Origin of the sequence: Deinococcus maricopensis DSM 21211, assembly GCF_000186385.1 — a bacterium.
Lineage (GTDB): Bacteria > Deinococcota > Deinococci > Deinococcales > Deinococcaceae > Deinococcus_B > Deinococcus_B maricopensis.
Genome location: NC_014958.1, coordinates 909,779 through 932,338, shown reverse-complemented (window position 1 = coordinate 932,338; position 22,560 = coordinate 909,779). Strand labels below are relative to the sequence as shown.

The 22,560-nt window shown below is 65.4% G+C and carries 20 protein-coding genes and 4 tRNA genes; 19 read left to right on the top strand and 5 right to left on the bottom strand.

Annotation, left to right across the window (positions count from 1 at the left end; all coding sequences use genetic code 11):
- Positions 1-123: 123 nt before the first annotated feature.
- The 3 genes from DEIMA_RS17230 to DEIMA_RS04260 all read right to left on the bottom strand — a co-directional run bounded on the left by DEIMA_RS17230 (position 124) and on the right by DEIMA_RS04260 (position 2,497).
- The gene (locus DEIMA_RS17230) at positions 124-1,458 is read right to left on the bottom strand and encodes a deoxyguanosinetriphosphate triphosphohydrolase family protein (RefSeq protein WP_013555999.1); all 1,335 of its coding nucleotides are present in this window, start codon (positions 1,456-1,458) and stop codon (positions 124-126) included.
- Between the two features lie 8 nt (positions 1,459-1,466).
- Positions 1,467-1,703, bottom strand: coding sequence for a hypothetical protein (locus tag DEIMA_RS04265; RefSeq protein ID WP_013555998.1), 237 nt, complete (start codon positions 1,701-1,703; stop codon positions 1,467-1,469).
- Between the two features lie 536 nt (positions 1,704-2,239).
- Positions 2,240-2,497, bottom strand: a complete 258-nt coding sequence (locus DEIMA_RS04260; protein WP_013555997.1) for a hypothetical protein — start codon at positions 2,495-2,497, stop codon at positions 2,240-2,242.
- Between the two features lie 238 nt (positions 2,498-2,735).
- Here DEIMA_RS04260 and DEIMA_RS04255 point away from each other — a divergent pair, with 238 nt between their 5' ends.
- From DEIMA_RS04255 to DEIMA_RS04235, 5 genes are all read left to right on the top strand, one after another.
- A complete protein-coding gene (locus tag DEIMA_RS04255; protein WP_013555996.1) occupies positions 2,736-3,035 on the top strand; it encodes a YbaB/EbfC family nucleoid-associated protein in 300 nt (99 codons plus the stop codon).
- Between the two features lie 132 nt (positions 3,036-3,167).
- Positions 3,168-3,764 carry a recombination mediator RecR gene (gene recR / locus DEIMA_RS04250; RefSeq protein ID WP_013555995.1) on the top strand — a complete coding sequence of 199 codons (597 nt, stop codon included), beginning with the start codon at positions 3,168-3,170 and terminating at the stop codon, positions 3,762-3,764.
- 89 nt (positions 3,765-3,853) lie between these two features.
- Positions 3,854-4,204 (top strand): roadblock/LC7 domain-containing protein, encoded by a 351-nt coding sequence (locus DEIMA_RS04245; protein WP_013555994.1) that lies wholly within the window; start codon positions 3,854-3,856, stop codon positions 4,202-4,204.
- Positions 4,201-4,527 carry a roadblock/LC7 domain-containing protein gene (locus DEIMA_RS04240; protein ID WP_013555993.1) on the top strand — a complete coding sequence of 109 codons (327 nt, stop codon included), beginning with the start codon at positions 4,201-4,203 and terminating at the stop codon, positions 4,525-4,527. The genes DEIMA_RS04245 and DEIMA_RS04240 overlap by 4 nt, the downstream gene beginning before the upstream one ends.
- Positions 4,527-4,847, top strand: a complete 321-nt coding sequence (locus DEIMA_RS04235; RefSeq protein ID WP_013555992.1) for a roadblock/LC7 domain-containing protein — start codon at positions 4,527-4,529, stop codon at positions 4,845-4,847. The genes DEIMA_RS04240 and DEIMA_RS04235 overlap by 1 nt, the downstream gene beginning before the upstream one ends.
- Positions 4,848-4,929: 82 nt before the next feature.
- Here the strand turns inward: DEIMA_RS04235 and DEIMA_RS04230 are convergent, their stop codons facing one another.
- Together DEIMA_RS04230 and DEIMA_RS04225 are read right to left on the bottom strand one after the other, a co-directional pair.
- Positions 4,930-6,777, bottom strand: a complete 1,848-nt coding sequence (locus DEIMA_RS04230; RefSeq protein ID WP_013555991.1) for an ABC transporter ATP-binding protein — start codon at positions 6,775-6,777, stop codon at positions 4,930-4,932.
- A complete protein-coding gene (locus tag DEIMA_RS04225; protein ID WP_013555990.1) occupies positions 6,774-8,693 on the bottom strand; it encodes an ABC transporter ATP-binding protein in 1,920 nt (639 codons plus the stop codon). Before DEIMA_RS04225 ends, DEIMA_RS04230 begins: the two co-directional genes overlap by 4 nt.
- A 230-nt stretch (positions 8,694-8,923) precedes the next feature.
- Here DEIMA_RS04225 and DEIMA_RS04220 point away from each other — a divergent pair.
- The 14 genes from DEIMA_RS04220 to DEIMA_RS04155 all read left to right on the top strand — a co-directional run bounded on the left by DEIMA_RS04220 (position 8,924) and on the right by DEIMA_RS04155 (position 22,559).
- Positions 8,924-9,000: transfer RNA gene (locus DEIMA_RS04220), tRNA-Thr, on the top strand.
- Between the two features lie 34 nt (positions 9,001-9,034).
- Positions 9,035-9,120 (top strand) — tRNA-Tyr (locus tag DEIMA_RS04215).
- A 6-nt stretch (positions 9,121-9,126) separates the two neighbouring features.
- Positions 9,127-9,199, top strand: a tRNA-Gly gene (locus DEIMA_RS04210).
- Between the two features lie 3 nt (positions 9,200-9,202).
- A tRNA-Thr gene (locus DEIMA_RS04205) sits at positions 9,203-9,277 on the top strand.
- Positions 9,278-9,359: 82 nt separating this feature from the next.
- The gene (tuf, locus tag DEIMA_RS04200; protein ID WP_013555989.1) at positions 9,360-10,577 is read left to right on the top strand and encodes an elongation factor Tu; all 1,218 of its coding nucleotides are present in this window, start codon (positions 9,360-9,362) and stop codon (positions 10,575-10,577) included.
- A 213-nt stretch (positions 10,578-10,790) separates the two neighbouring features.
- A complete protein-coding gene (gene rpmG / locus DEIMA_RS04195; protein ID WP_013555988.1) occupies positions 10,791-10,958 on the top strand; it encodes a 50S ribosomal protein L33 in 168 nt (55 codons plus the stop codon).
- Between the two features lie 66 nt (positions 10,959-11,024).
- On the top strand, positions 11,025-11,207 hold the full coding sequence (gene secE, locus DEIMA_RS04190) for a preprotein translocase subunit SecE (RefSeq protein ID WP_013555987.1): 183 nt from the start codon (positions 11,025-11,027) through the stop codon (positions 11,205-11,207).
- Positions 11,204-11,776: a transcription termination/antitermination protein NusG gene (gene nusG / locus DEIMA_RS04185; RefSeq protein ID WP_013555986.1), complete on the top strand. Its 573-nt coding sequence runs from the start codon at positions 11,204-11,206 to the stop codon at positions 11,774-11,776. Before secE ends, nusG begins: the two co-directional genes overlap by 4 nt.
- 144 nt (positions 11,777-11,920) lie before the next feature.
- Complete coding sequence (gene rplK, locus DEIMA_RS04180) at positions 11,921-12,355, top strand: 50S ribosomal protein L11 (RefSeq protein ID WP_013555985.1); 435 nt, start codon at positions 11,921-11,923, stop codon at positions 12,353-12,355.
- Positions 12,348-13,043 carry a 50S ribosomal protein L1 gene (gene rplA / locus DEIMA_RS04175; protein ID WP_013555984.1) on the top strand — a complete coding sequence of 232 codons (696 nt, stop codon included), beginning with the start codon at positions 12,348-12,350 and terminating at the stop codon, positions 13,041-13,043. Before rplK ends, rplA begins: the two co-directional genes overlap by 8 nt.
- A gap of 168 nt (positions 13,044-13,211) precedes the next feature.
- Positions 13,212-13,709, top strand: coding sequence for a 50S ribosomal protein L10 (gene rplJ, locus DEIMA_RS04170; RefSeq protein WP_013555983.1), 498 nt, complete (start codon positions 13,212-13,214; stop codon positions 13,707-13,709).
- Positions 13,710-13,787: 78 nt separating this feature from the next.
- Entirely contained in the window at positions 13,788-14,150 is a 363-nt protein-coding gene (rplL, locus tag DEIMA_RS04165) for a 50S ribosomal protein L7/L12 (protein ID WP_013555982.1), read from the top strand.
- Positions 14,151-14,432: 282 nt separating this feature from the next.
- Positions 14,433-17,876 carry a DNA-directed RNA polymerase subunit beta gene (rpoB, locus tag DEIMA_RS04160; protein ID WP_013555981.1) on the top strand — a complete coding sequence of 1,148 codons (3,444 nt, stop codon included), beginning with the start codon at positions 14,433-14,435 and terminating at the stop codon, positions 17,874-17,876.
- 108 nt (positions 17,877-17,984) lie between these two features.
- Positions 17,985-22,559 carry a DNA-directed RNA polymerase subunit beta' gene (locus DEIMA_RS04155; RefSeq protein ID WP_013555980.1) on the top strand — a complete coding sequence of 1,525 codons (4,575 nt, stop codon included), beginning with the start codon at positions 17,985-17,987 and terminating at the stop codon, positions 22,557-22,559.
- Position 22,560 lies beyond the last annotated feature (1 nt).

Below are 22,560 nucleotides of genomic sequence, written 5' to 3'. Positions count from 1 at the left end.
TGTCCTATCCAATCTCCTTTCCAGCAGCGCCGGATCGGCTCCGAGCCGGCATATCGCCAGGCACTCTGATGCGTTGGAGGCCCTTGCGCGCCTTTCCACATCCTGATCCCTGAAGACGAACGCTCAGCCTGCGATGAAGTCTGTGATCTTCCCGAGATCCATCCCTCTGAGCCGACTGAATAGCCTGGCCGCTTGCCGGTCAGACAGATTGGCCACAATGTCGATGGCCAGCCGGACTTGGCGGCGCCTGAACGCGGGCTCCTCCCTCCCGGCGATCTCGTCGAACTCTTTATGGAAGATCGCTGGAATCAGTCGCCTGTCCCCGTCGTTCTTAATGGTCCTCCGGTAGATCTCGAACAATCCCTTGACGATGTACCGCATGCCCTCTTGCTGTGTGCCCAGTTGGGAACGGTTAATGATGTAGTGCCAGATCAGCTCCTTGAGGAAGTTGATCTCGATTAGGTGCTTTTGGGGAATGATCAACTTCGGATAGGAACCGCTGGTATCAATCGTCGGTGCCGTGATGTACCGGTTGATCAGCCGCGAGGCGATCTCTTTGAGTTGGTACTGCTCATCCTTCTCTCCGGCGTACGCCTGCTGGAGGTTCAGGTGCGCTTGGGCCATGTCAGTGACAGTCTTGCGAGCATCCAGAACAGTCATATTCGTGCCAGACGTCAACTTTTCTGCGCGGTTCTTCCCTTCGAGGGTGGTCACGAAGATTTCGACGCCGCCTTGCCGGAAGACATCCTCAAGAGGGAGAAGGCCAGCCTGATAGAAGTCGATCATGTCATGGACGGCATATGCAATGGCGTCTGCGTGGTCCATGATTTGCGCCTCAAGGGATCGGCCGTCACCCAAGTCTGGAGTGAGGGACCGAGCGAAGTCGAACGCTTCCAGATCGCTATGATATGCACCGAACTTAGTGTGGCCTTGCTGATCCGCCGACCGTAACCATGGGTACTTTAGAATGGCGTTCAATGTTGCAGCAGTGAGATCTAAGCCCTGATCCTCATGCGCCGACGCATGGAGGGCCAAGCGGGTCACGATCCGGTAAGACTGCGCGTTACCTTCGAATCCACCCCCTCCATGCTCTTGCCCAAGTTCATCAAGAGTCTGCTCTGCCACATGTCCGAACGGTGGGTGGCCAAGGTCATGGGCGAGGCAAGCGGCTTCGACAACGTCCGGATCGAGCAATCCCTCAGCTTGGAGCTCTGGGGCCCCCTTGATGAACCGCTGCGTCATCCTCTGACCAATCTGTGCGACTTCAAGGGTGTGAGTCAGGCGGTTGTGGAACGCGTGCCCGTCCGGACTAATAACCTGGGTGATCTCAGCAAGGCGATGGAGCGGGGTGCTGAAGAGCACTCGGTCGCGATCACGCTGGAACGGCGAGCGTGGGTCGTCGCCCATCCTCTCGCCGCTCCTACGTTGATCACGTGTTGTTCGGTTTTTCGCGGACATGCTGCAGTCTAGCGAAGCGTACGCAGCTGGACCTCACCGTTGTCGCAGATCATGATTTCGCCTGCACGTTCCAATTGGCGAAGCACAAGGTCAACTCGGGCGGGGGTCAGCCCAAGGACATGGTTGCGCTCCCAACCGTGGCAGATGATGTCAACGGTCAGCTCACTAAGGGGCTTAGGCTCATCCCGGAGCTCCTGCCACACCAGTGGCTTGATCTGTTCCCGGACTTCGGCGAAGGTGGTCATAACTCTCTCCTCGTGAGGCTTCCACGTCGTATGGCGTGGTGCGATAGCGGTTGACGAGTTCACAATATCTCTGATGGAACGGGTCAACATCTCGGTCACAGCAGGCATCGAGTGAACAACTCACCGTAAGTTCTGCTGGGTAACCATTATAGATATCAATGAAGGCGCGTTAGGTGAACAATGCCCCGGGCGAAGCTGATGATGGAAGCCGTGAGGGTGGGGGCTGAAGTTAAGATGGCGGGCGCTATTGCTATTGAACGATATCCCACACCAGGGCAGCGGCGGGCCGGGTAGGCCCGTCGCGCCGCGCCCCGACCCAGATCTGACCCAGAAGCGCACCGGTTGACCCAGTGCCGGCGCCCCGGCGGGTGCCCGGGCCTCCCCTGTTTGCGCGGAGCATCCCCATCAGCGGGCCTTGACACGGTAGGGGTCGCGAGTTCAAATCTCGCCGAGTCTACCAACCGAAAACGCCCACGCTGTGGGCGTTTTTCCTTGTGCGTCGCTGGGCAGAGCGGTCGGCAGGGTAAGTGGCAGGGTCAGAACAGTTCAGGAGTGTCGGTGTCTTCGAGCCACACGACGAGCGCGAGCGTGAGGCTCATGAACAGCGCCGCCACGGCGAGGGACATCTGCACGAAGGCAAGGGGAAGCGCGACCATGGCGCACAGGACCGCGAGCGTGCCGAGCACCAGCGGCAGCGGGGACGGCTGGTGGCTGGCAGGGACGGCAGCGGTGATCGCCTGGGGTCTGGCCGCCTCAGGCACGCGGACGTAAGTATGGGGCTTGAGGACGGTCATGGCCTCACGCTACGCGCGGGGGGCGCCGCTTACGTTTGGGCCGGGCAAGGGCGGCTTTACGTGGCGTTGACGGGCCGCAAAGGCGCACCTTGGACATTCCTCACGCGCGACGTCGAACCTTTAGAAATGGAGCCGGGGTCAGCGCCGGCGGACGCGAAACGTTACGGTCCAGCGCAGCGTGGCAGCGTAGAATTGAGGGCAGTGGGCGCGGCTGACCGCGCGCGAAGGAGTGATCAACATGGACATGCGCAAACTCATGAAGCAGATGCAGCAGGCGCAGACGGCTGCCGGGAAAATCCAGGAGAAGCTCGCGGAAATGAGCGTGGAAGGCAGCGCGGGCGGCATGGTGAGCGTCACCATGAACGGTCAGGGCCACATGACGGCCATCAAGATCAAGCCCGAGGCGGTCGACCCGGACGACGTGGAAGCCCTGGAGGACCTGATTCTGGTCGCCGTGCAGGACGCCGCCGCGAAAGCGAACGAGCTGCAGCAGCAGGAAACCCAGAAGAGCCTGGGGATGTTCGGCGGGATGCTGTAACCCCTGCCGCTCCCCCGCGCGGGGCCCGGCGGGCTTCGCCGGACGGGGCGGCGTGGACCACATCACCCCTGAGGGCCCGGACGCCATGAGGCTGCCCGGGCGGGGCGGTCAGTGCCGCCCGCAAGGAGACGCATGAAGTATCCACCTTCGCTGGTGGCGTTGATCCGCGAACTGTCGCGCCTGCCGGGCGTCGGCCCGAAAAGTGCGCAGCGGCTCGCGTTCCACCTGTTCGAGCAGCCGCGCGAGGACACCGAGCGGCTGGCGAGCGCCATCATGAGCGCGAAACGCGACCTGCACACCTGCCCGAAGTGCTTCAACATCACGGACCGGGAGTTCTGTGACGTATGCACGGACCCAGCGCGCGATCAGGAGCTGATCTGCGTCGTGGAGGAGCCGGGCGACCTGATCGCCATTGAGCGCAGCGGCGAGTACCGCGGGCTGTACCACGTACTGCACGGCGCGATCAGCCCCATGAACGGCGTCGGGCCGGACAAGCTGATGATCAAGCCGCTGCTGCCGCGCGTGGCAGCGGGCATGGAGGTCATCCTGGCGACCAGCACGACCGTGGAGGGCGAGGCGACGAGCCTGTACCTGCAGCGCCTGCTGGAGCCGCTGGGCGCGACCGTGTCGCGCATCGCGTACGGCCTGCCGGTGGGTGGCGCGCTGGAGTACGCGGACGAGGTGACGCTCGGGCGCGCCCTCACGGGCCGTCAGCGCCTCACCCGCTGAGTCTGTCCAGACGCCTTCCCCCACCCCCGCCGCGCGCGGGGGTTTCGCTGTGGACGCGGCCTCTCACGGTCGGCTTATACTGAGTGGGCATGCAGAACCTGCTCTCTGAATTGGTCGCGGACGTCAGTGGCGCGTGGGGCGCGGCGATTGGCGGCCTGGACGGTCTGGTCGTCGAGTCGTACGCGAACGCCTCCGTGGACCTGAGTCTGCTCGTCGCGGAACACGCGGGCCTGATGCGCGCCGTGAATCAGGCGTACGAGGTCACGTTGTCCGGCGGTGCGTCACGGGAGCTGTTCGTGCGCGGCGAGCGCCTCTCGGCGTACCTGGTGCCCATCCACCACGACTTCTTCCTGATGCTGGCGCTGGACGGCGGCGCCAACCTCGGTCAGGCGCGCCTGTACGGCGCGGAGACCGCCCGGAAACTCGAGGAGACGCTGTGAAGCTCAATGCCATGATGGCAATGCCCGGCGTGCAGGCGGCAGTGATGGTCGGCCTGGACGGCCTGGCCCTGGAAGCGCACGGCGCGGACGCTGAGCGCCTCGCGGCGGAACTGGCGGCGCTGCGCACCTCCATGGAGCGCATCACGCGGCGCCTCGAAGCGGGCGGCATTTCGCGCGTGGCGTTCACGAGCGACAAGTACGAGGTGGTGGCCGTGGCGTTGCCGAACATGATGCTGGCGGCGCTGCTGGCGCGCGGCGTGGATACGCGCGCGGCGCAGCAGGAGCTCGCGCGCGTGGCGCTGGACGTGCAGGCGGGTCGCTGATGAGCGTCGTGGAGGACGTGAAGGCCATTCGTGGCGTGCGTCTGGCAGCGATTGTGGACAGCGCCGGTCGCGTGCTCGACAGCGTCGGCGGCGACGTAGATCTGAAACTTGTGGAGGCGGGCCGCGCCGTGGCGGGCAGCTTGAGCGCCACGCTGGGCGGCGGGGAACTGCGTGACATGGTCATCGACGTGGAGGAAGGGCCGGTGCTGCTCACCAGCCTGGGGGATCGCCTGCTGATCACCTGCTTCGATGACGTGGCGAACCTCGGCCGCATCCGCTTCTCGCTGCGCCGGGCCGTGCCGGAATTGCAGAGCCGCTAGGCTCGCACAAGAGGAGGGCCGCGCCTGCAGGCGCGGCCCTCCTCTTGTGCTGGGGCCGGGGCGGACCGGCCTCGGCCCTTGTTCAGTCGGCGGCGCTGCCCTGCGCGTACTGCAGGCGGTGCAGGCGCGCGTAGTACCCTTCGCGGGCGAGCAGGTCGGCGTGGGTGCCCTGCTCGACGATGCGGCCCTTGCGCATGACGACGATGCGGTCACAGTGCTCGATGGTGCTGAGGCGGTGCGCGATGATGATGCTGGTGCGCCCGTGCATGACCTTGGCGAGGGCGTCCTGAATGCGCAGCTCCGTTTCAGTGTCGACGCTGGCGGTCGCTTCGTCGAGGACGAGCAGGATGTCCGGGTTCTGGATCAGCGCGCGCGCGAACGCGAGCAGCTGCTTCTGGCCGGTGGACAGCGTGGCGCCACGTTCGCGCACCTCGGTGTCGTACCCGTGTTCGAGGCTCACGATGTAATCGTGCACGCCGACGTACTTGCACGCCTGGATGACGCGGTCGAGGCTGATGTCGGGGTTGTCGAGGGTGAGGTTGCTGCGCAGGGTGCCCGCGAACAGGAACACGTCCTGCAGCACCACGCCGACGTGGCGGCGCAGGTCGTGCTGCGCGAGGTCGCGCACGTCCACGCCGTCGACGCGGACGGCGCCGCGCTGCACGTCGTAGAAGCGGCTCACGAGGCTGGTGATGCTGGTCTTGCCGGCGCCGGTGGCGCCCACGAGGGCGACGCTTTCGCCGGGCTGGATGTGCAGGTCGATGCCGCGCAGGATCCAGCGGTCGTCGGTGTCGGAGGTGGTGGCGGTGACGTCCTCGCTGTAGGCGAACCACACGCCCTCGAGGTCGACCTGGCCTTTGAAGTGCTCGAGGCGGCGCGCGTCAGGTTTGTCGGTGATGCGCTCTTCGGTGTCGAGCACGCCGAAGATGCGTTCGCTGCTGGCCATGGCGGCCTGCAGGTTGTTCATGACGTCCGCGAGGTCCTGGATGGGCTGGAAGAGCTGCGTGACCCACGCGGTGAACGCGACGAGCGTGCCGAGGCTGATGCCCTGGCCGCTGAGGATCTCGCGGCCGGCGTACCACAGGACCAGGGCCACGGCGACCTGCCCGAGCAGCGCGACGGTGGGCATGAACAGCGAGAACCAGTGGATGGAGTTGATGTTCGCGCCGAGCAGGCCGCGGTTGGCGCGGTCGAAGTCGTGCGCGGAGCGCGCTTCGCGGCCGAACAGCTGCACGGTGAGCATGCCGGTGATGTTTTCGTTGAGTTTGGTGTTGACGATGGCCTGCTGCAGGCGCGTGTTGCGGAAGGCGTCGCGGATGCGGGCGCGGAAGAAGTTCGTGACGAGGAACAGCACGGGCAGGACGGCGAAGCTCACGAGCGCGAGTTCCCAGCTGATGCTGAGCATGATCACGACGTACGCGATGATCAGGAAGGTGCTCTGGATCAGGCTGACCAGGCCGCTGGTGATGAACTGGTTGATGGCGTCGACGTCGCTGGTGACGCGGGTGATGAGGCGCCCCACGGGGTTCTGGTCGAAGTACGCGAGGTGCAGGCGCTGCAGTTTCGTGAAGATATCGGCGCGGATGTCGTTGAGGACGCGCTGCCCGAGGAAGCTGATGGCGATGGTGAAGGCGTAGCGCAGCAGGAACTCCACAACCTTCAGGCCGAGGTACAGCAGCGCCGCGACGAGCAGGCCGTGGTACAGGGCCTCGCGGGCGTTCTGAGGCTGCTGGAGGACGTTTGTGCCGCTGAGGTACTGGTCGATGGCGTGCCGCTGGATCAGGCCGAAGGTGGGCTGCGCAACGGCGATCAGGAACGCGAGGATCAGGCCACCGATCACCAGGGGGCGGTAGGGTTTGAGGTACACCAGCACGCGGCGAGTGAGTTGGGCATCGAACGCCTTCTTGAAGGCTTCGTCCGGCTGGGTCATGCTTGGCGCTCCGTGGCGTTGGGGTCGGTGGTGGTGAGGTCGGTGGTGGTGAGGTCGGTGCCGAGGTCCTGTTCGAGGTCCTGCGCGAGCCGCTGTTTGCGGTCGAGGTCGGCGTAGTGACCGCCGAGCGCGAGGAGTTCGTCGTGGCTGCCCTGTTCGATGATGCGGCCGTCTTCGAGGACGATGATGTGGTCGGCGCCGCGCAGGGTGCTGACGCGGTGGCCGATGAGCAGCACGGTGCGGCCCTGCTGGACCTGTTGAAGGCCGGTGAGGATGCGGCGTTCGGTTTCGGTGTCGACGGCGCTCATGCTGTCGTCGAGAATCAGGATTTTCGGCTGGCGGGCGATGGCGCGCGCGAGGGCGGTGCGTTGCCGTTGGCCGCCGCTGAGCGTCACACCGCGTTCGCCGAGCATGGTGTTGTAGGTGTTCGGGAAGTCCTCGATGTCGCGGTCGAGCCCGGCGAGTCGGGCGGCGTCGCGCACGCGGTCCATGTCCGGTGCGGGGTCGTCCGCGATGGGCGCCGCGGCGTCGCGGACGTTCACGCGCGTGGGGATGGGCGGGTACTGCGCGCCGTTCAGACCGAAGGCAATGTTGTTGGCGACGGTGTCGCTGAACAGGAACGGTTCCTGCGGGACGACCGCGATGGCGTCGCGGAGTTGCGCGAGCGGGTACTCGCGCAGGTCGCGGCCGTCCAGGCGGACGGCGCCGCTCGTGGGGTCCATCAGGCGCGTGACGAGCTGGGACAGGACGGTCTTGCCGCTGCCGGTCGGGCCGGTGATGCCGAGGGTCATGCCGGCGGGGATGTGCAGGGTAATGCCCTGCAGGACGGGGCGCTCGCCGAAGCGGACGCTGACGTTCTCGAAGCTGAGGTCGCCGCGCAGCTCACCCTGGAGGGGGGCGGTGCGTCCGGGACGGTCACGGACCTGCGGGTGCGCGTCGAAGATCTCCTGCAACCGCACCCAGGAGGCGAGGCCGCGCTGCGTGAGGTTGGCGATGTACCCGATGCTCAGCATGGGCCATGCGAGGCGTTCGAGGGTGGTGGCGTACTGCACGAACTGCCCGAGGCTGAGGTCCGCGCCGGGCACGAGGCCGAGGATCATGCGGCCGCCGTACGCGAGGACGAGGACGTACGCGATGCCCATGAGCAGGCTGATGAACGCCTGGAGGGGACCGTCGACGCGTGCGAGGGCCAGGAAGCGGCGCAGCAGTTCGAGGTTCATGGCGCGGTACGCGCTGATTTCGCGGTCCTCGATGGCGTAGCCTTTCACGACGCGGGCGCCGCTGAAGTTCTCCTGCGCCTTGGCGCTGATGGCGCTGTTCTGCTCCTGCACCAGCACGTACCGCTGGGCGATCAGGCGGGAGAGGTACACGAGCAGGCCGATCATGATGGGGAACACGGCGAGGACGGCGACGGTGAGGCGCCAGCTGACGCTGAACATGACGCTGAAGCTGGCGATGAAGACGCTGGTGACGTTGACGATCTGCCACGCGCCGAAGCCGAGCATTTCGCGCACGGCGCTGAGGTCGCCGGTGAGGCGGTTCATGAGGTCGCCGGTGCGCGCGCGGTCGAAGTAGGGCTTGTCGAGCTGGCTGAGGTGGCCGAACAGGTCACGGCGGATCTCGTATTCGGTTTCGCGGCTGGCGACGACGATGTTGCGCCGCATGATCAGCATCAGCGTAGCGGACAGTGCGGAGGCGGCGATGATGCCGAGGGCGTACAGCGCGAGTGTGCTGACGCTCAGGCCGGGCGTGGCGGGGTTGCGGTCGACGCTTGCGCTGAGGTGGTCGATGCCGCGGCCGAGCAGGTAGGGCGGCAACAGGACGGCCATGTTGGAGAACAGCACGGCGACGAGGCCGATGAGGTACTGGCGCCGGTGGAGACGCAGGTACGGCCACAGGGTGTGTAGGGGGTGCAAGTGGTCACCTCGGGTGGGGTGGGGAATTGCCGGATTGACGGGCACAAAAACGATCCAGTGTACGCCTGCCCCTGCGGGGAGAACATGCGCCAATTGACACACCCTCGCGTGGTGCTTGACACGTTTTTGGGCCGGTGGTAGCATCTCAACCCGGAAGTCAGCGAGCGCTTCGGCGCGGACCGCACTTCCAAAACGCTCGGGAGGCGTGACCTTTCCGACTCGGGACAGGTGCCACTCTAGCTCAATCTGGTAGAGCACCCGACTTGTAATCGGAAGGTTAGGAGTTCGATTCTCCTGAGTGGCTCCAAACAATTTGGGCCAGCCTGAATAAGGCAAAATCTGGGTAGGTGGCCGAGTGGTTAAAGGCGACAGACTGTAAATCTGTTCTCATACGAGTACGGCGGTTCGAATCCGCCCCTGCCCACCAGGTAACGCGGGAATAGCTCAGCTGGTAGAGCGTCAGCTTCCCAAGCTGAATGTCGCGAGTTCGAATCTCGTTTCCCGCTTACGCTCGTGTAGCTCAGTGGTAGAGCACTCCCTTGGTAAGGGAGAGGTCGTCGGTTCAATCCCGACCACGAGCTCCAACAGTAGAATGAATGGCCCGCTCAGTAACGTGCGGGCCGCATTCTCATGTGCAGCATTCATTATTCCTGAGGAGGAATCATCATGGCTAAAGGTACGTTTGAACGCACGAAGCCGCACGTGAACGTGGGCACCATCGGGCACGTCGACCACGGGAAAACCACGCTGACCGCCGCGATCACCTTCACGGCCGCCGCCAGCGACCCCACCGTCGAGAAGCTCGCGTACGACCAGATCGACAAGGCCCCCGAAGAAAAGGCCCGCGGCATCACCATCAACACCGCGCACGTCGAGTACAACACCCCCACGCGCCACTACAGCCACGTGGACTGCCCCGGTCACGCCGACTACGTCAAGAACATGATCACCGGCGCCGCGCAGATGGACGGCGCGATCCTGGTCGTGAGCAGCGCTGACGGCCCCATGCCCCAGACCCGCGAGCACATCCTGCTCGCCCGTCAGGTCGGCGTGCCCTACATCGTCGTGTTCATGAACAAAGTCGACATGGTCGACGACGAAGAACTGCTGGAACTCGTCGAAATGGAAATCCGCGAGCTGCTCAGCCGCTACGAATTCCCCGGCGACGACCTCCCCGTCATCAAGGGCAGCGCCCTCCAGGCCCTCGAAGCGCTCCAGGGCAACCCCAAGACCGCCCGCGGCGAAAACCAGTGGGTTGACAAGATCTGGGAACTGCTCGACGCCGTCGACAGCTACATCCCCACCCCCGAGCGCGACACCGACAAGACCTTCCTGATGCCCGTCGAAGACGTCTTCACCATCACCGGTCGTGGCACCGTCGCCACCGGCCGCGTCGAACGTGGCGTCATCAAGGTCCAGGACGAAGTCGAAATCGTCGGCCTGCGCGACACCCGCAAGACCACCGTCACCGGCATCGAAATGCACCGCAAGCTCCTCGACCAGGGCATGGCGGGCGACAACGTCGGCCTGCTGCTGCGCGGCGTGGCGCGTGACGACGTGGAACGCGGCCAGGTGCTCGCCAAACCCGGCACCATCAAGCCCCACACCAAGTTCGAAGCCAGCGTGTACATCCTCAGCAAGGACGAGGGTGGCCGTCACAGCGCGTTCTTCGGCGGCTACCGCCCGCAGTTCTACTTCCGCACCACGGACGTGACCGGCATCGTGGAACTGCCCGAAGGCGTCGAAATGGTCATGCCCGGTGACAACATCAGCTTCACCGTGGACCTGATCAAGCCCATCGCCATGGAAGAAGGCCTCCGCTTCGCCATCCGCGAAGGCGGCCGTACCGTCGGCGCCGGCGTCGTCACCAAGATCGTCGAGTAATCTCGGCGGACGGGGAGGCCGTGGGGAATTCCACGGCCTCCCCGTCATTGGGGAAGCGTGGGTGGACAGCGGAACGCTTCGCCCGTATACTTTGGAATGTTGCCTGCCGTAGGGCAGGCTTTTCACCAGTGAAGCTCGAAATGGGCACCGCGCAGGCGGACACTGGGAGTCAGGGACGGCCCCCGCGGGCGCCTGACGAAAGGAGTGAGCAACATGGCGAAGGATGGTCCTCGCATCATCATCAAGATGGAAAGCACCGCCGGCACGGGGTTCTACTACACCACCACCAAGAACCGTCGGAACACGCAGGCGAAGCTGGAACTCAAGAAGTACGATCCCGTCGCGAAGAAGCACGTCGTCTTCAAAGAGAAGAAGATCTAAAGCGGGTCCAGCGGCGGGTCGGGCTTTGACCCGACCCGCCTGTCTGGCTTCCGCCCGAGGTGAAGCATGAACGGGATCGTGCGGTATTTCCAGGAAGCGCGGCTTGAACTGCTGCGTGTCACCTGGCCCACCCGCCAGCAGGTGCTGGAGGGCACGCAAGCGGTACTGATCTTCGTGATCGCCTTGACCCTGATCACCTTCTTGTACGACAAGGTGTTCCAGGTGCTCGTGAAGCTGGTGCTGCCATGAGTATCGAATGGTACGCGGTGCATACCTACGTCGGTCAGGAAGACCGCGTTGAAGACAACCTGATCAAGCGCGCCCGCGCGTACAGCATGTACGGCCTCAAGATCTTCCAGGTCCTGCAGCCCACTGAAGAAGCGGTGGAGCTGAAAGAGGGCGGCAAGAAGGAAACCGTCAAGCGCAAGATGTTCCCTGGGTACGTCTTCGTTCAGATGGACATTGAGGACGAGCACAGCCCCGGCGAGCTCGGCGAGTCGTGGGAAGTGGTGCGCGGCACGCCCGGCGTGACCGGCTTTGTCGGCACGACGACTCGCCCGGTGCCGCTCTCTCCCGAGGAAGTGCAGCGTCTGCTGGCGTCGGTGGGCGTGGCCGCGAAGGCCACCGAAGTGGCGCCGCGCATCAAGGTCAACTTCAAGGAAGGCGACATGGTGCGCGTCACCAGCGGTCCGTTCGCGGACTTCAGTGGCGTGGTCAGCGAAGTGAACGCCGCACAGGCGAAAGTGAAGGTGCTCGTGAGCATCTTCGGGCGCGAAACGCCCGTGGAACTGGACTTCTCGCAGGTCAGCCGCGGCTGATTCTCGCAGACCGCTTGGCAAGCCGAGCGTCGGTCCTGTACACTGGGAGAGTTGCTGCCTTCGCGGCAGCATGCGCTTAGCGTCAGCACCCCGCAGGACGCGCGCGCCGTTTGCGCGCGTTGAGGGGGAGCTAAGGAGGAAGTTATGAAGAAAGTCGTCGGTTTGGTGAAACTGCAACTGCCGGCGGGCAAGGCCACCCCGGCCCCGCCCGTGGGTCCCGCGCTCGGTCAGCACGGCGCGAACATCATGGAGTTCACGAAGGCGTTCAATGCCGCCACCGCGGACAAGGGTGACGCGATCATTCCCGTGGAGATCACGATCTTCGCGGATCGCAGCTTCACGTTCATCACGAAGACCCCGCCCATGAGCTACCTGATCCGCAAGGCGTCGGGCATCGCCAAGGGCAGCAGCACCCCCAACAAGAGCAAGGTCGGCAAGCTGACCTGGGACCAGGTGCTGGAAATCGCCAAGACCAAAATGCCTGACCTGAACGCCGCCAGCGTGGAAGCGGCCGCGAACACCGTCGCCGGCACCGCGCGCAGCATGGGCGTCACCGTCGAAGGGGGCCCCAATGCCTAAGCACGGCAAACGCTACAACGCCCTGGTGGGCAAGGTGGACCGCAGCAAGCTGTACAGCGTCGACGAAGCGACCACCCTCGTCAAGGAACTCGCCACCGCGAAGTTCGACGAGACCGTCGAAGTGCACTTCCGCCTCGGCATCGACCCGCGCAAGAGCGACCAGACGGTGCGCGGCACCGTGGCGCTCCCTCACGGCACGGGCCGCAGCGTGCGCGTCGCCGTGATCACCAAGGGTGACAAGCTCGCCGAAGCCGAAGCGGCCGGTGCGGACGTCGTCGGCGCCGAAGAGCTCATCGAGCGCATCCTGGGTGGCTACATGGACTTCGACGCCGTCGTGGCGACGCCGGACATGATGGCCCAGGTCGGTCAGAAGCTCGCGCGTCTGCTCGGGCCGCGCGGCCTGCTCCCCAACCCCAAGAGCGGCACCGTCGGCCCCGACGTCGCCGGCATGGTGAAGGGCCTCAAGGCCGGTCGCATCGAGTTCCGTAACGACAAGACCGGCGTCGTGCACGCCCCCATCGGCAAGGCCTCGTTCGGCGCCGAGCAGCTCGCGGAGAACCTCCGTTCGCTCGTCGGCGCGCTCGAAGCGGCCAAGCCGGGCAGCGCCAAGGGCGTGTACCTGCGCAGCGCGTTCGTGACGAGCACTATGGGCCCCAGCGTGCCCGTGACGCTCGCCAGCGCCGAGTAACACCCGGGGACCGGGCAGGGCCCGGTCCCTGCTGAACCTCAGCACCCCGGTGCGCAAGCACCTCTGAACGGCATCGTAGACAGCGGGCACCCTTGCCAGGTTTAAATACCCCGCCGAGTTGTCTTGTGCTCACGCACTGGACAGGGTCACAGCCAAGGAGGATTATCAGTGGCGAACCCCCGTAACAAAGAAACCCTGGCCGCGCTCCAGGAGACCATGAAGGGCATCGAGACGTTCTACGTCGTCGACTACCAGGGTCTCACCGCCGGTCAGCTCACCAACCTGCGCAAGCAGCTCGTGGAGAAGGGTGGGCGACTGATCGTCGCCAAGAACACCCTGATCAACATCGCGCTGCAGGACGGCGGCCGTGACTTCGCGGACGCCCTGCACGGCCCCAGCGCCGTGGTTGTCGCTCAGGACGACCCCGCCGGCGTGGCGAAGGTCCTCGCGGATGCCAGCAAAGGCAACGACAAGGGCATCCCCGCCGTGAAGGCCGGCTTCGTGGAAGGCACGCGCGTCGACGTGAAAGTCGTCGAGCGTCTCGCCAGCCTCGGCAGCAAGCAGAGCCTCCAGGGCGAACTGGTCGGCGTGCTCAGCGCTCACCTGTCGAACTTCGTGGGCATCCTCGAAGCGTACCGCGAGAAGCTCGAAGGCCAGAGCGCTTAAGCGCCTGTCCCTTCATCCCATCAAACTCAAGCGCGGCCGCGCGCCGCACTGTGAAATTCAATCCCGGAGGATTACACCATGGCTTACGACAAACAAGCGCTTATCGACCAACTCGGCCAGCTCACCATCATGGAACTCGCGGACCTCATCGACGGTCTGAAGGAAACCTGGGGCGTCACCGCCGCCGTGGCCGCCGGCCCCGCCGCTGCCGCTGCTGCGCCCGTTGAAGAGAAGACCGAGTTCGACGTCGTCCTCGTGGACGCCGGCGCTCAGAAGATCAACGTCATTAAGGAACTGCGCGCCATCACCGGCCTGGGTCTGAAGGAAGCCAAGGACCTCAGCGAGAAGGGCGGCAACGTCAAGGAAGGCGTCAGCAAGGAAGACGCCGAGAAGTTCAAGGCGCAGCTCGAAGGCGCCGGCGCCCGCGTCGAACTCAAGTAAACCTCCCCTCACCGGGTGTGCACCCCAGGCTTCGGCCTGGGGTTTTTGCTGCACTTCCCCAACGCGCGCTTGACATCCCTGCACACTCGGGTATAATCTTGTCTTTGGCCACCACGATCGGTGGTAATTCAGGAGCGACTTGCAGGTTTGCTGGAACTCCATCTCACATCGGTATGACTCGGAGGCGCGGGCGCCAGCCCCCTGCCTCCCCTCAGCCTTGTTAGCCATGATGGGCAATGGCAGGTCCGGGGAAGCCATTTATTTCTCGTGCGAGAGGTGTACATGAGGCCACGCATTGAGCGTTTCGGTGAAATCACCGAAGTCATCCCCCTTCCCGACCTGACCGAAGTTCAGGTCCGTTCCTTCAACCAATTCCTGCAGACGGGCGTCGCCGCGGACCGCCGCGAAAACGCCGGCCTGCAAAGCGCGTTCAAGGAAGTCTTCCCCATCGACGAAACCGAGAAGGGCCGCAGCAGCGGCCTGGTCCTCGACTTCCTCGAATACAAGCTCGGCGACGCCCCCTACACCCCCGAAGAGTGCCGCGAAAAGGACCTGACCTACCAGGCGCCCCTCTACGCGAAACTGCAGCTGATCCACAAGGACAGCGGCCTGATCAAAGAAGACCAGGTGTTCCTCGGGGACCTGCCGCTGATGACCATCGACGGCAGCTTCGTGATCAACGGCGCCGACCGCGTGGTCATCAGCCAGATCCACCGCTCCCCCGGCGTGTACTTCACGAGCAGCTACAAAGGCATCAAGAAGACCTACACCGGCGCGATCATCCCCATGCCCAAGCGCGGCCCCTGGATTGAACTGGAGTTCAACAGCGGCGTGCTGGAAATGAAGGTCAACAAGCGCAAGTTCCCGGTCAGCATGCTGCTGCGCGTGCTCGGCATGGACGACGCGCAGATCAAGACGCTGCTCACCGAGTTCGACCCGAACGGTGAGGTGCCCGAGGACAAGAGCGCCGGCATGAACGCCGACGAAGCGCTGCTGCGCCTGTTCACGGTTCTGCGTCCCGGTGACCCCCCCAAGCGCGACAAGGCCGTGCAGTACCTGTACGGGCTGCTCGCCGACCCCAAACGCTACGACCTCGGCGACCCCGGCCGCTTCAAGATGAACCGCAAGCTCGGCACGAACCGTGACGAGCGGACGCTGCTCACCTTCGAAAACGGCAAGTTCGCGGACGCCGGCCTGATCGACACCATCCGTTACCTGCTCGCCCTGCAGACCGGCCTCGAAGAGATGACGGTCGGTGCGGACGAGGACGGCGTGGCCATCACCGTGCCCGTGGGCGAGGACGACATCGACCACCTCGGCAACCGCCGCGTGCGCACCGTCGGTGAACTGCTCGCCGACCAGCTGCGCGTGGGCCTCGGCCGCATGGCGCGCGGCGTGCGCGAGCGCATGCTGCTCGGCAACCCCGACGCCGCCACCCCCACGAAGCTCGTCAACAACCGCCCGATTGTCGCGGCGATGCGCGAGTTCTTCGGCCGCAGCCAGCTCAGCCAGTTCAAGGACCAAACCAACCCGCTCGCGGAACTGCGCCACAAGCGCCGCATCTCCGCGCTCGGCCCGGGCGGTCTGACCCGCGAACGCGCCGGCTTCGACGTGCGCGACGTGCACCGTACGCACTACGGCCGCGTGTGCCCGATCGAAACGCCGGAAGGCGCGAACATCGGTCTGATCAGCTCGCTCGCCAGCTTCTCGAAGGTCAACGACCTCGGCTTCATGGAAGCGCCGTACCGCAAGGTCGTCGACGGCCGCGTGACCGACAACGTCATGTACATGACCGCCGACGTGGAAGACCTGTACGCGATCGCGCAGGCGAACAGCCCCCTGAACCCCGACGGCAGCTTCGCCGAGGACCGCGTCCTCGCGCGTAAGAAGGGCGACCCGAGCTTCTACGAACCGGCCGACGTGCAGTACATGGACGTCTCGCCGAAGCAGATCGTGTCGGTCAGCACCGCGCTGATCCCCTTCCTGGAGCACGACGACGCGAACCGCGCGCTCATGGGTTCCAACATGCAGTCGCAGGCCGTGCCGCTCGTGCGCGCCGAAAGCCCCGCCGTGGGCACCGGCGTCGAGGAGCGCGTCGTCATCGACAGCGGCACCAGCGTTGTGAGCGACGTGGACGGCACCGTCACGTACGTCGACGCGCGCGTCATCCAGGTGACGCTGGGCGAGGACGCCCCGCACGTCGGCATGGTGAAGGGCAACGTCCGCACCTTCGAACTGATCCGCTTCACCCGCAGCAACCAGGGCACCAACCTCGACCAGCACCCCATCGTCAACATCGGCGATACGGTCAAGCGCGGCGAGGTCATCGCGGACGGCCCGGCCAGCGACTACGGTCGCCTCGCGCTCGGTCAGAACATCACCATCGCGATCATGCCGTTTGACGGCTTCAACTTCGAAGACGCCATCTGCATCAGCGAGTCCCTGGTCCGCAAAGACTTCTACACCAGCGTCCACATCGAAAAAGACGAGATCGACGCGCGTGACACGAAGCTCGGGCCGGAAAAGATCACCCGCGACATCCCGGGCCTCAGCGAAGCGGCTCTGCGCGACCTCGACGAGGACGGCATCGTCCGCGTCGGCGCCGAAGTCAAACCCGGCGATATCCTCGTCGGCAAGACCAGCTTCAAGGGCGAAAGCGAGCCGACCCCCGAAGAGCGCCTGCTGCGCAGCATCTTCGGCGAGAAGGCCCGTGAAGTGAAGGACACCTCGCTGCGCGTCCGCTCCGGTGAAGGCGGCATCGTCGTCAAGACCGTGCGCTTCCGCCGCGGCGACGAAGGCGTCGACCTCAAACCCGGCGTGCGCGAAATGGTCCGCGTGTACGTGGCGCAGAAGCGCCGCCTGCAGGTGGGCGACAAGGTCGCGAACCGCCACGGGAACAAAGGCGTCGTGTCCAAGATCCTCCCGCCCGAGGACATGCCGTACCTGCCCGACGGCACCCCCGTCGACCTCGTGTTCAACCCGCTCGGCGTGCCGAGCCGCATGAACCTCGGCCAGATCCTGGAAACGCACCTCGGTGAGGTCGCGCGACTGGTCGGCGCGAAGTTCGTGACGCCCGTGTTCGACAGCGCCACCGAAGCGGCCATCAAGGACATGCTCGAAGTGGCCGCCGCCGAACGCCTGCAGAAGCGCCGCGACGAAGGCTTCGAAACCGACGTCCGCGAAGCGGAAGTGCTCGACCGCGCCGGCAAGCTCGGCGTCATCGACCACCCGGGCGGCGAGTACGACAAAGCGCAGATGCAGCTGTCCCGCACCGGCAAGAGCGTCCTGTTCGACGGGCGCACCGGCGAGGCCGTCAGCGGCCCCGTGGTGGTCGGCACCATGTACGTCATGAAGCTCTACCACATGGTGGAAGACAAGCTGCACGCCCGCAGCACCGGCCCGTACAGCCTCATCACCCAGCAGCCGCTCGGGGGTAAGGCGCAGTTCGGCGGTCAGCGCTTCGGCGAAATGGAAGTGTGGGCGCTCGAAGCGTACGGCGCCGCGCACACCCTGCAGGAAATGCTCACCATCAAGTCCGACGACATCGAAGGCCGCGACGCCGCCTACCAGGCGATCGTCAAGGGCGACGAGGTGGCGGCCAGCACCATCCCCGAGTCCTTCAAGGTGCTCGTGAAAGAACTCCACTCGCTGGGCCTGGACGTCGAGGTGCTCGACCAGGGCGACAAGGCCGTGGACATCTTCGAAGGGATGATGCCCAAGCGGTAACCCCGCTGCGGGAAGCCGGCACCTCCGGCTTCCCGGCGCGGAACGCACGCGACGTGCGCGCCGCGCGCTCCCGAGAACCCCAAGCCTCTCCCCCACTGGAGTGATGCTTTGAAAGATTTCAGTAAAGTCCGTATCGCCATCGCCAGCCCCGCGAAAATTCGCGAGTGGAGCTTCGGCGAAGTCGAGAAGCCGGAAACCATCAACTACCGCACCCTCAAGCCCGAACGCGAAGGTCTGTTCGACGAGCGCATCTTCGGGCCGATCAAGGACTACGAGTGCGCGTGCGGCAAGTACAAGCGCCAGCGCTACGAAGGCAAGGTCTGCGAACGCTGCGGCGTCGAAGTGACCAGCAGCAAGGTCCGCCGCTACCGCATGGGCCACATCGACCTCGCGACGCCCGCCGCGCACATCTGGTACGTCAAGGACACCCCGAGCAAAATCGGCACGCTCCTCGACCTCAGCGCCGCGCAGCTGGAGAAGGTGCTGTACTTCAGCAGCTTCCTCGTCACGAAGCCCGAGAACGCCCAGAAGGACGGCCGTCCGCTCAAGCGCGGCGAGCTCCTCAGCGACGAGGAGTACCGCGAGCTGCGCTACGGCCGCCAGGAAACCTACACCCTGCCGAACGGCACCGAAGCGGCCATCCGCGACGGTGAGTACGTCACGCGCGGTCAGGTGCTCGGCGGGAACGTCGTCAGCAAAATGGACGGCCTCGCGCAGTACCGCTTCCCCCGCCGCGCGGAACTCCACTACCGCGAGCAGGCCGACGCGAGCCTCCCCATCGACGCCGCCCAGCTGATCGAGCAGGAAAGCTTCCGTGCCGGTGAGATCCTCGCGGAACTCACCGAGGACGTCCGCATCACCGCGCCGCTCGCCGGCATCGCGTTCATGCATGACCTCGGCGAGGACAGCGTCGTCGTGGAACTCCGCGACGAGGACGACGACGTGATGGCGCGCGTGTACGTGCCGCACGGCATGAACGTGCAGATCGCCCAGGGCGAGAAGCTCGACGTGGGCGCCGTCATCGCGACCGCCAGCAGCGGCAGCCGCCTGCGCGTCAGCCGCGACAGCCGCCTCGCGGGCGTCACGTTCCCCAAGAAGGGCTTCGTGAAGGTCACGGCCCACTGGGAGCGCACGGAAACGTACCCCATCAACCCCACCATGCACGTCCTCGTGGGCGACGGCAGCGAGGTCCGCGAGGGCCAGCGCGTCATCGGCGCGATTGACGAGGAGCAGATGGTCACCGCCGAACGCGACGGCACCATCACGCTGCACGCGCCCGCCAGCATCATCGTCAGCAAGGCGAAGGTCTACCCGTACCAGGACGAGCCGCTCGTCATCAACGGTGACCGCGTCGAGCCGGGCGACGACCTCGCCGACGGCGGCAACATCCGCAGCGAGATCAGCGGCCGCATCGAGCTGGACCTCGTGCGCAAGCAGGTCCGCGTGATCGAGTCGTACGACTTCGAAGCGAAGATGGGCGCCGAAGCCGTCAAGGAACTCCTCGACGACCTCGACCTGCCCACGCTCGAAGCCGAACTCGGCGAGCAGATGAAGGACAACAGCCGCCACAAGCGCGCCAAGGCCCGCAAGCGCCTGGAAGTCGCGCGCAGCTTCATCAAGAGCGGCAACCACCCCTCCTGGATGATCCTGGAGACGGTGCCCGTCATGCCGCCCGACCTGCGCCCCATGGTGCAGGTGGACGGTGGCCGCTTCGCGACCTCCGACCTGAACGACCTGTACCGCCGCCTGATCAACCGCAACAACCGCCTGCGCAAACTCATGAGCCAGGGCGCGCCGGACATGATCATCCGCAACGAAAAGCGCATGCTCCAGGAAGCCGTGGACGCGCTGATCGACAACGGCCGCCGCGGCAGCCCCGTCACCAACCCCGGCTCTGACCGCAGCCTGCGCTCCCTCACCGACCTGCTCGGCGGGAAACAGGGCCGCTTCCGTCAGAACCTGCTCGGGAAGCGCGTCGACTACTCCGGCCGCTCCGTGATCGTCGTCGGTCCGCAGCTCAAACTGCACCAGTGCGGTGTGCCGAAGCGCATGGCGCTCGAACTCTTCAAGCCGTTCCTGTTCAAGCTGCTTGAGGAGAAGGGCGAAGTCACGAACATCAAGCAGGCCCGCAAGATGCTCGAACGCTACCGCGATACCCGCGACAGCGTGTGGGACGCCCTCGAAGAGGTCATCGAGGACAAGGTCGTGCTGCTCAACCGCGCGCCGACCCTCCACCGCCTCGGCATTCAGGCGTTCGAGCCGGTGCTCGTCGAGGGCCAGTCCATCCAGCTGCACCCGCTGGTCTGTGAAGCCTTCAACGCCGACTTCGACGGCGACCAGATGGCCATTCACGTCCCGCTGAGCGCGCAGGCGCAGGCCGAAGCGCGCATCCAGATGCTCAGCGCGCACAACCTGCTGTCCCCCGCGAACGGCGAGCCGAACGTGAAGCCCAGCCGCGACATCATCCTCGGCATCTTCACGCTGACGCAGCTGCGCCGCGACACCGTCGGCGCCGGCCGCAACTTCGACAACGAGCAGGCCGTCCTCGACGCGTACGACCGTGGCGAGATCCGCCTGAACAGCCCCGTGAAGATCGGTGACCGCGAGGTCACGCCGGGCCGCCTGAAGTTCACCTTCAGCAACCCCGACGAAGCGATCCTCGCCGTGGAACGTGGCGTGCTCGACTACCAGGACGCGGTGCGCATCCGCGTGAACGGCGTCACGCACGACACCAGCGCCGGCCGCGTGATGTTCCGCCGCCTCGTCACCGAAGCGCTCGGCACCCGCAACGCCCACCTCGTGGACGAACTGGTGGACCTGAGCACCACGTACGAAAAAGACGGCCTGAAGGACATGGTCATCGCGTGCTTCAAGCGTCTCGGCGTGGAAGCGACCGCGCAGCTGCTCGACGCCCTGAAAGACAGCGGCTTCAAGCTGTCCACCACCTCGGGCATCACCATCGGCATCGACGACGTCGTCATTCCGCCCGCCAAGCAGGACATCCTGACCGAAGCGGACGGCAAACTCGCGGAGATCGAGCAGAACTTCGACTTCGGCTTCCTCACCGAAGAGGAACGTTACAAGCAGGTCGTGCAGCTCTGGAACGACACCACCGACGAAGTCAAGAACGCGGTATTCGACAACTTCAGCAAGAACTACCCCTTCAACCCGCTGTGGATCATGGCGCAGTCCGGCGCGCGTGGTAACCCGCAGCAGATCCGCCAGCTCGCCGGCATGCGCGGCCTGATGGCCCGCCCGGACGGCAGCACCATCGAAGTGCCGATCAAGGCGTCCTTCCGTGAGGGCCTCACGGTGCTGGAGTACTTCATCTCGACGCACGGCGCCCGTAAGGGCAGCGCGGACACCGCGCTGCGCACGGCGGACTCCGGCTACCTCACCCGTAAGCTCGTGGACGTCGCGCACGAAATCGTCGTTCGTGACCTCGACTGCGAAACCAGCGAGTACACCGTGATCTCCCTCGGCGCGCCCGACGAGCGCAGCGGCGAGTGGCGCGCCCGCAAGGGCAGCGAAATCGAGACCAGCATTCAGGGCCGCACCCTGAGCGCCGACCTCGAGGTCGCGGGCCGCACCATCGCGGCGGGCGAAATGCTCAGCCTCGAGGACGTCAAGGCCATCATCAAGGACGCGCGCAACATCGGCGAGGTGTACGTCCGTACGCCGCTGAACTGCCGCGTAAAGAGTGGCGTCTGCCAGGCCTGCTACGGCTACGACCTCAGCCAGGCCAAGCCCGTGTCCCTGGGCGAAGCGGTCGGCGTGGTCGCCGCGGAATCCATCGGCGAGCCGGGCACGCAGCTCACCATGCGTACCTTCCACACCGGCGGTGTGGCGGGCGGCGGCGACATCACCATGGGTCTGCCGCGCGTCATCGAGCTGTTCGAGGCTCGCAAGCCCAAGAGCCAGGCGGTTGTCGCGGACCGTGACGGCGTCATTCGCATCGAAGAGGACGAGGAGCGTTACCTCGTGCGCATCGACGCGGAAGACGAGCAGTTCAGCAGCAAGACCGCGACGAAGATCAGCAAGAACCTGCGCATGATCGTCCGCGACGGCGACCACGTCGAGGCGGGCCAGCCGATCACGCGCGGCGCCATCAACCCGCACGACCTGCTGATGTACAAGGACACGGACGCCGCGCAGCGGTACCTCGTGGAGGAAGTGCAGCGCGTGTACCGCAGCCAGGGCGTGAAGGTGCACGACAAGCACATCGAAGTGATCGTGCGTCAGATGCTCCGCTACGTGGAAATCACCGACGGTGGCGACACCGAACTGCTCGAAGGGCAGACGGTGGAACGCTGGGAAGTCGACGCGGCGAACGAGGCCCTCGGCGACGGCAAGACGGCCGCGTCGTGGAAGCCGGTGCTCCTCGGCATCACCAAGAGCAGCCTCACGACCAAGTCGTGGCTGTCCGCGGCGAGCTTCCAGCACACCACGCACGTCCTCACCGAAGCCAGCATCAAGGGCCAAGTGGACGACCTGATCGGCCTGAAGGAGAACGTCATCCTCGGGAAGCTCATTCCCGCCGGGACGGGCCTCGCCAGCGTCCGCACCATGCAGGTCGCCGACGAGCGCACCCTCGACAAGTACGGCCTCACGGACGCCGACGGGACGCGCGCGCCGCGCCCGGCGGACGCCCCCCGCCCCACGCAACCCGGCGCGGGCGACTGAT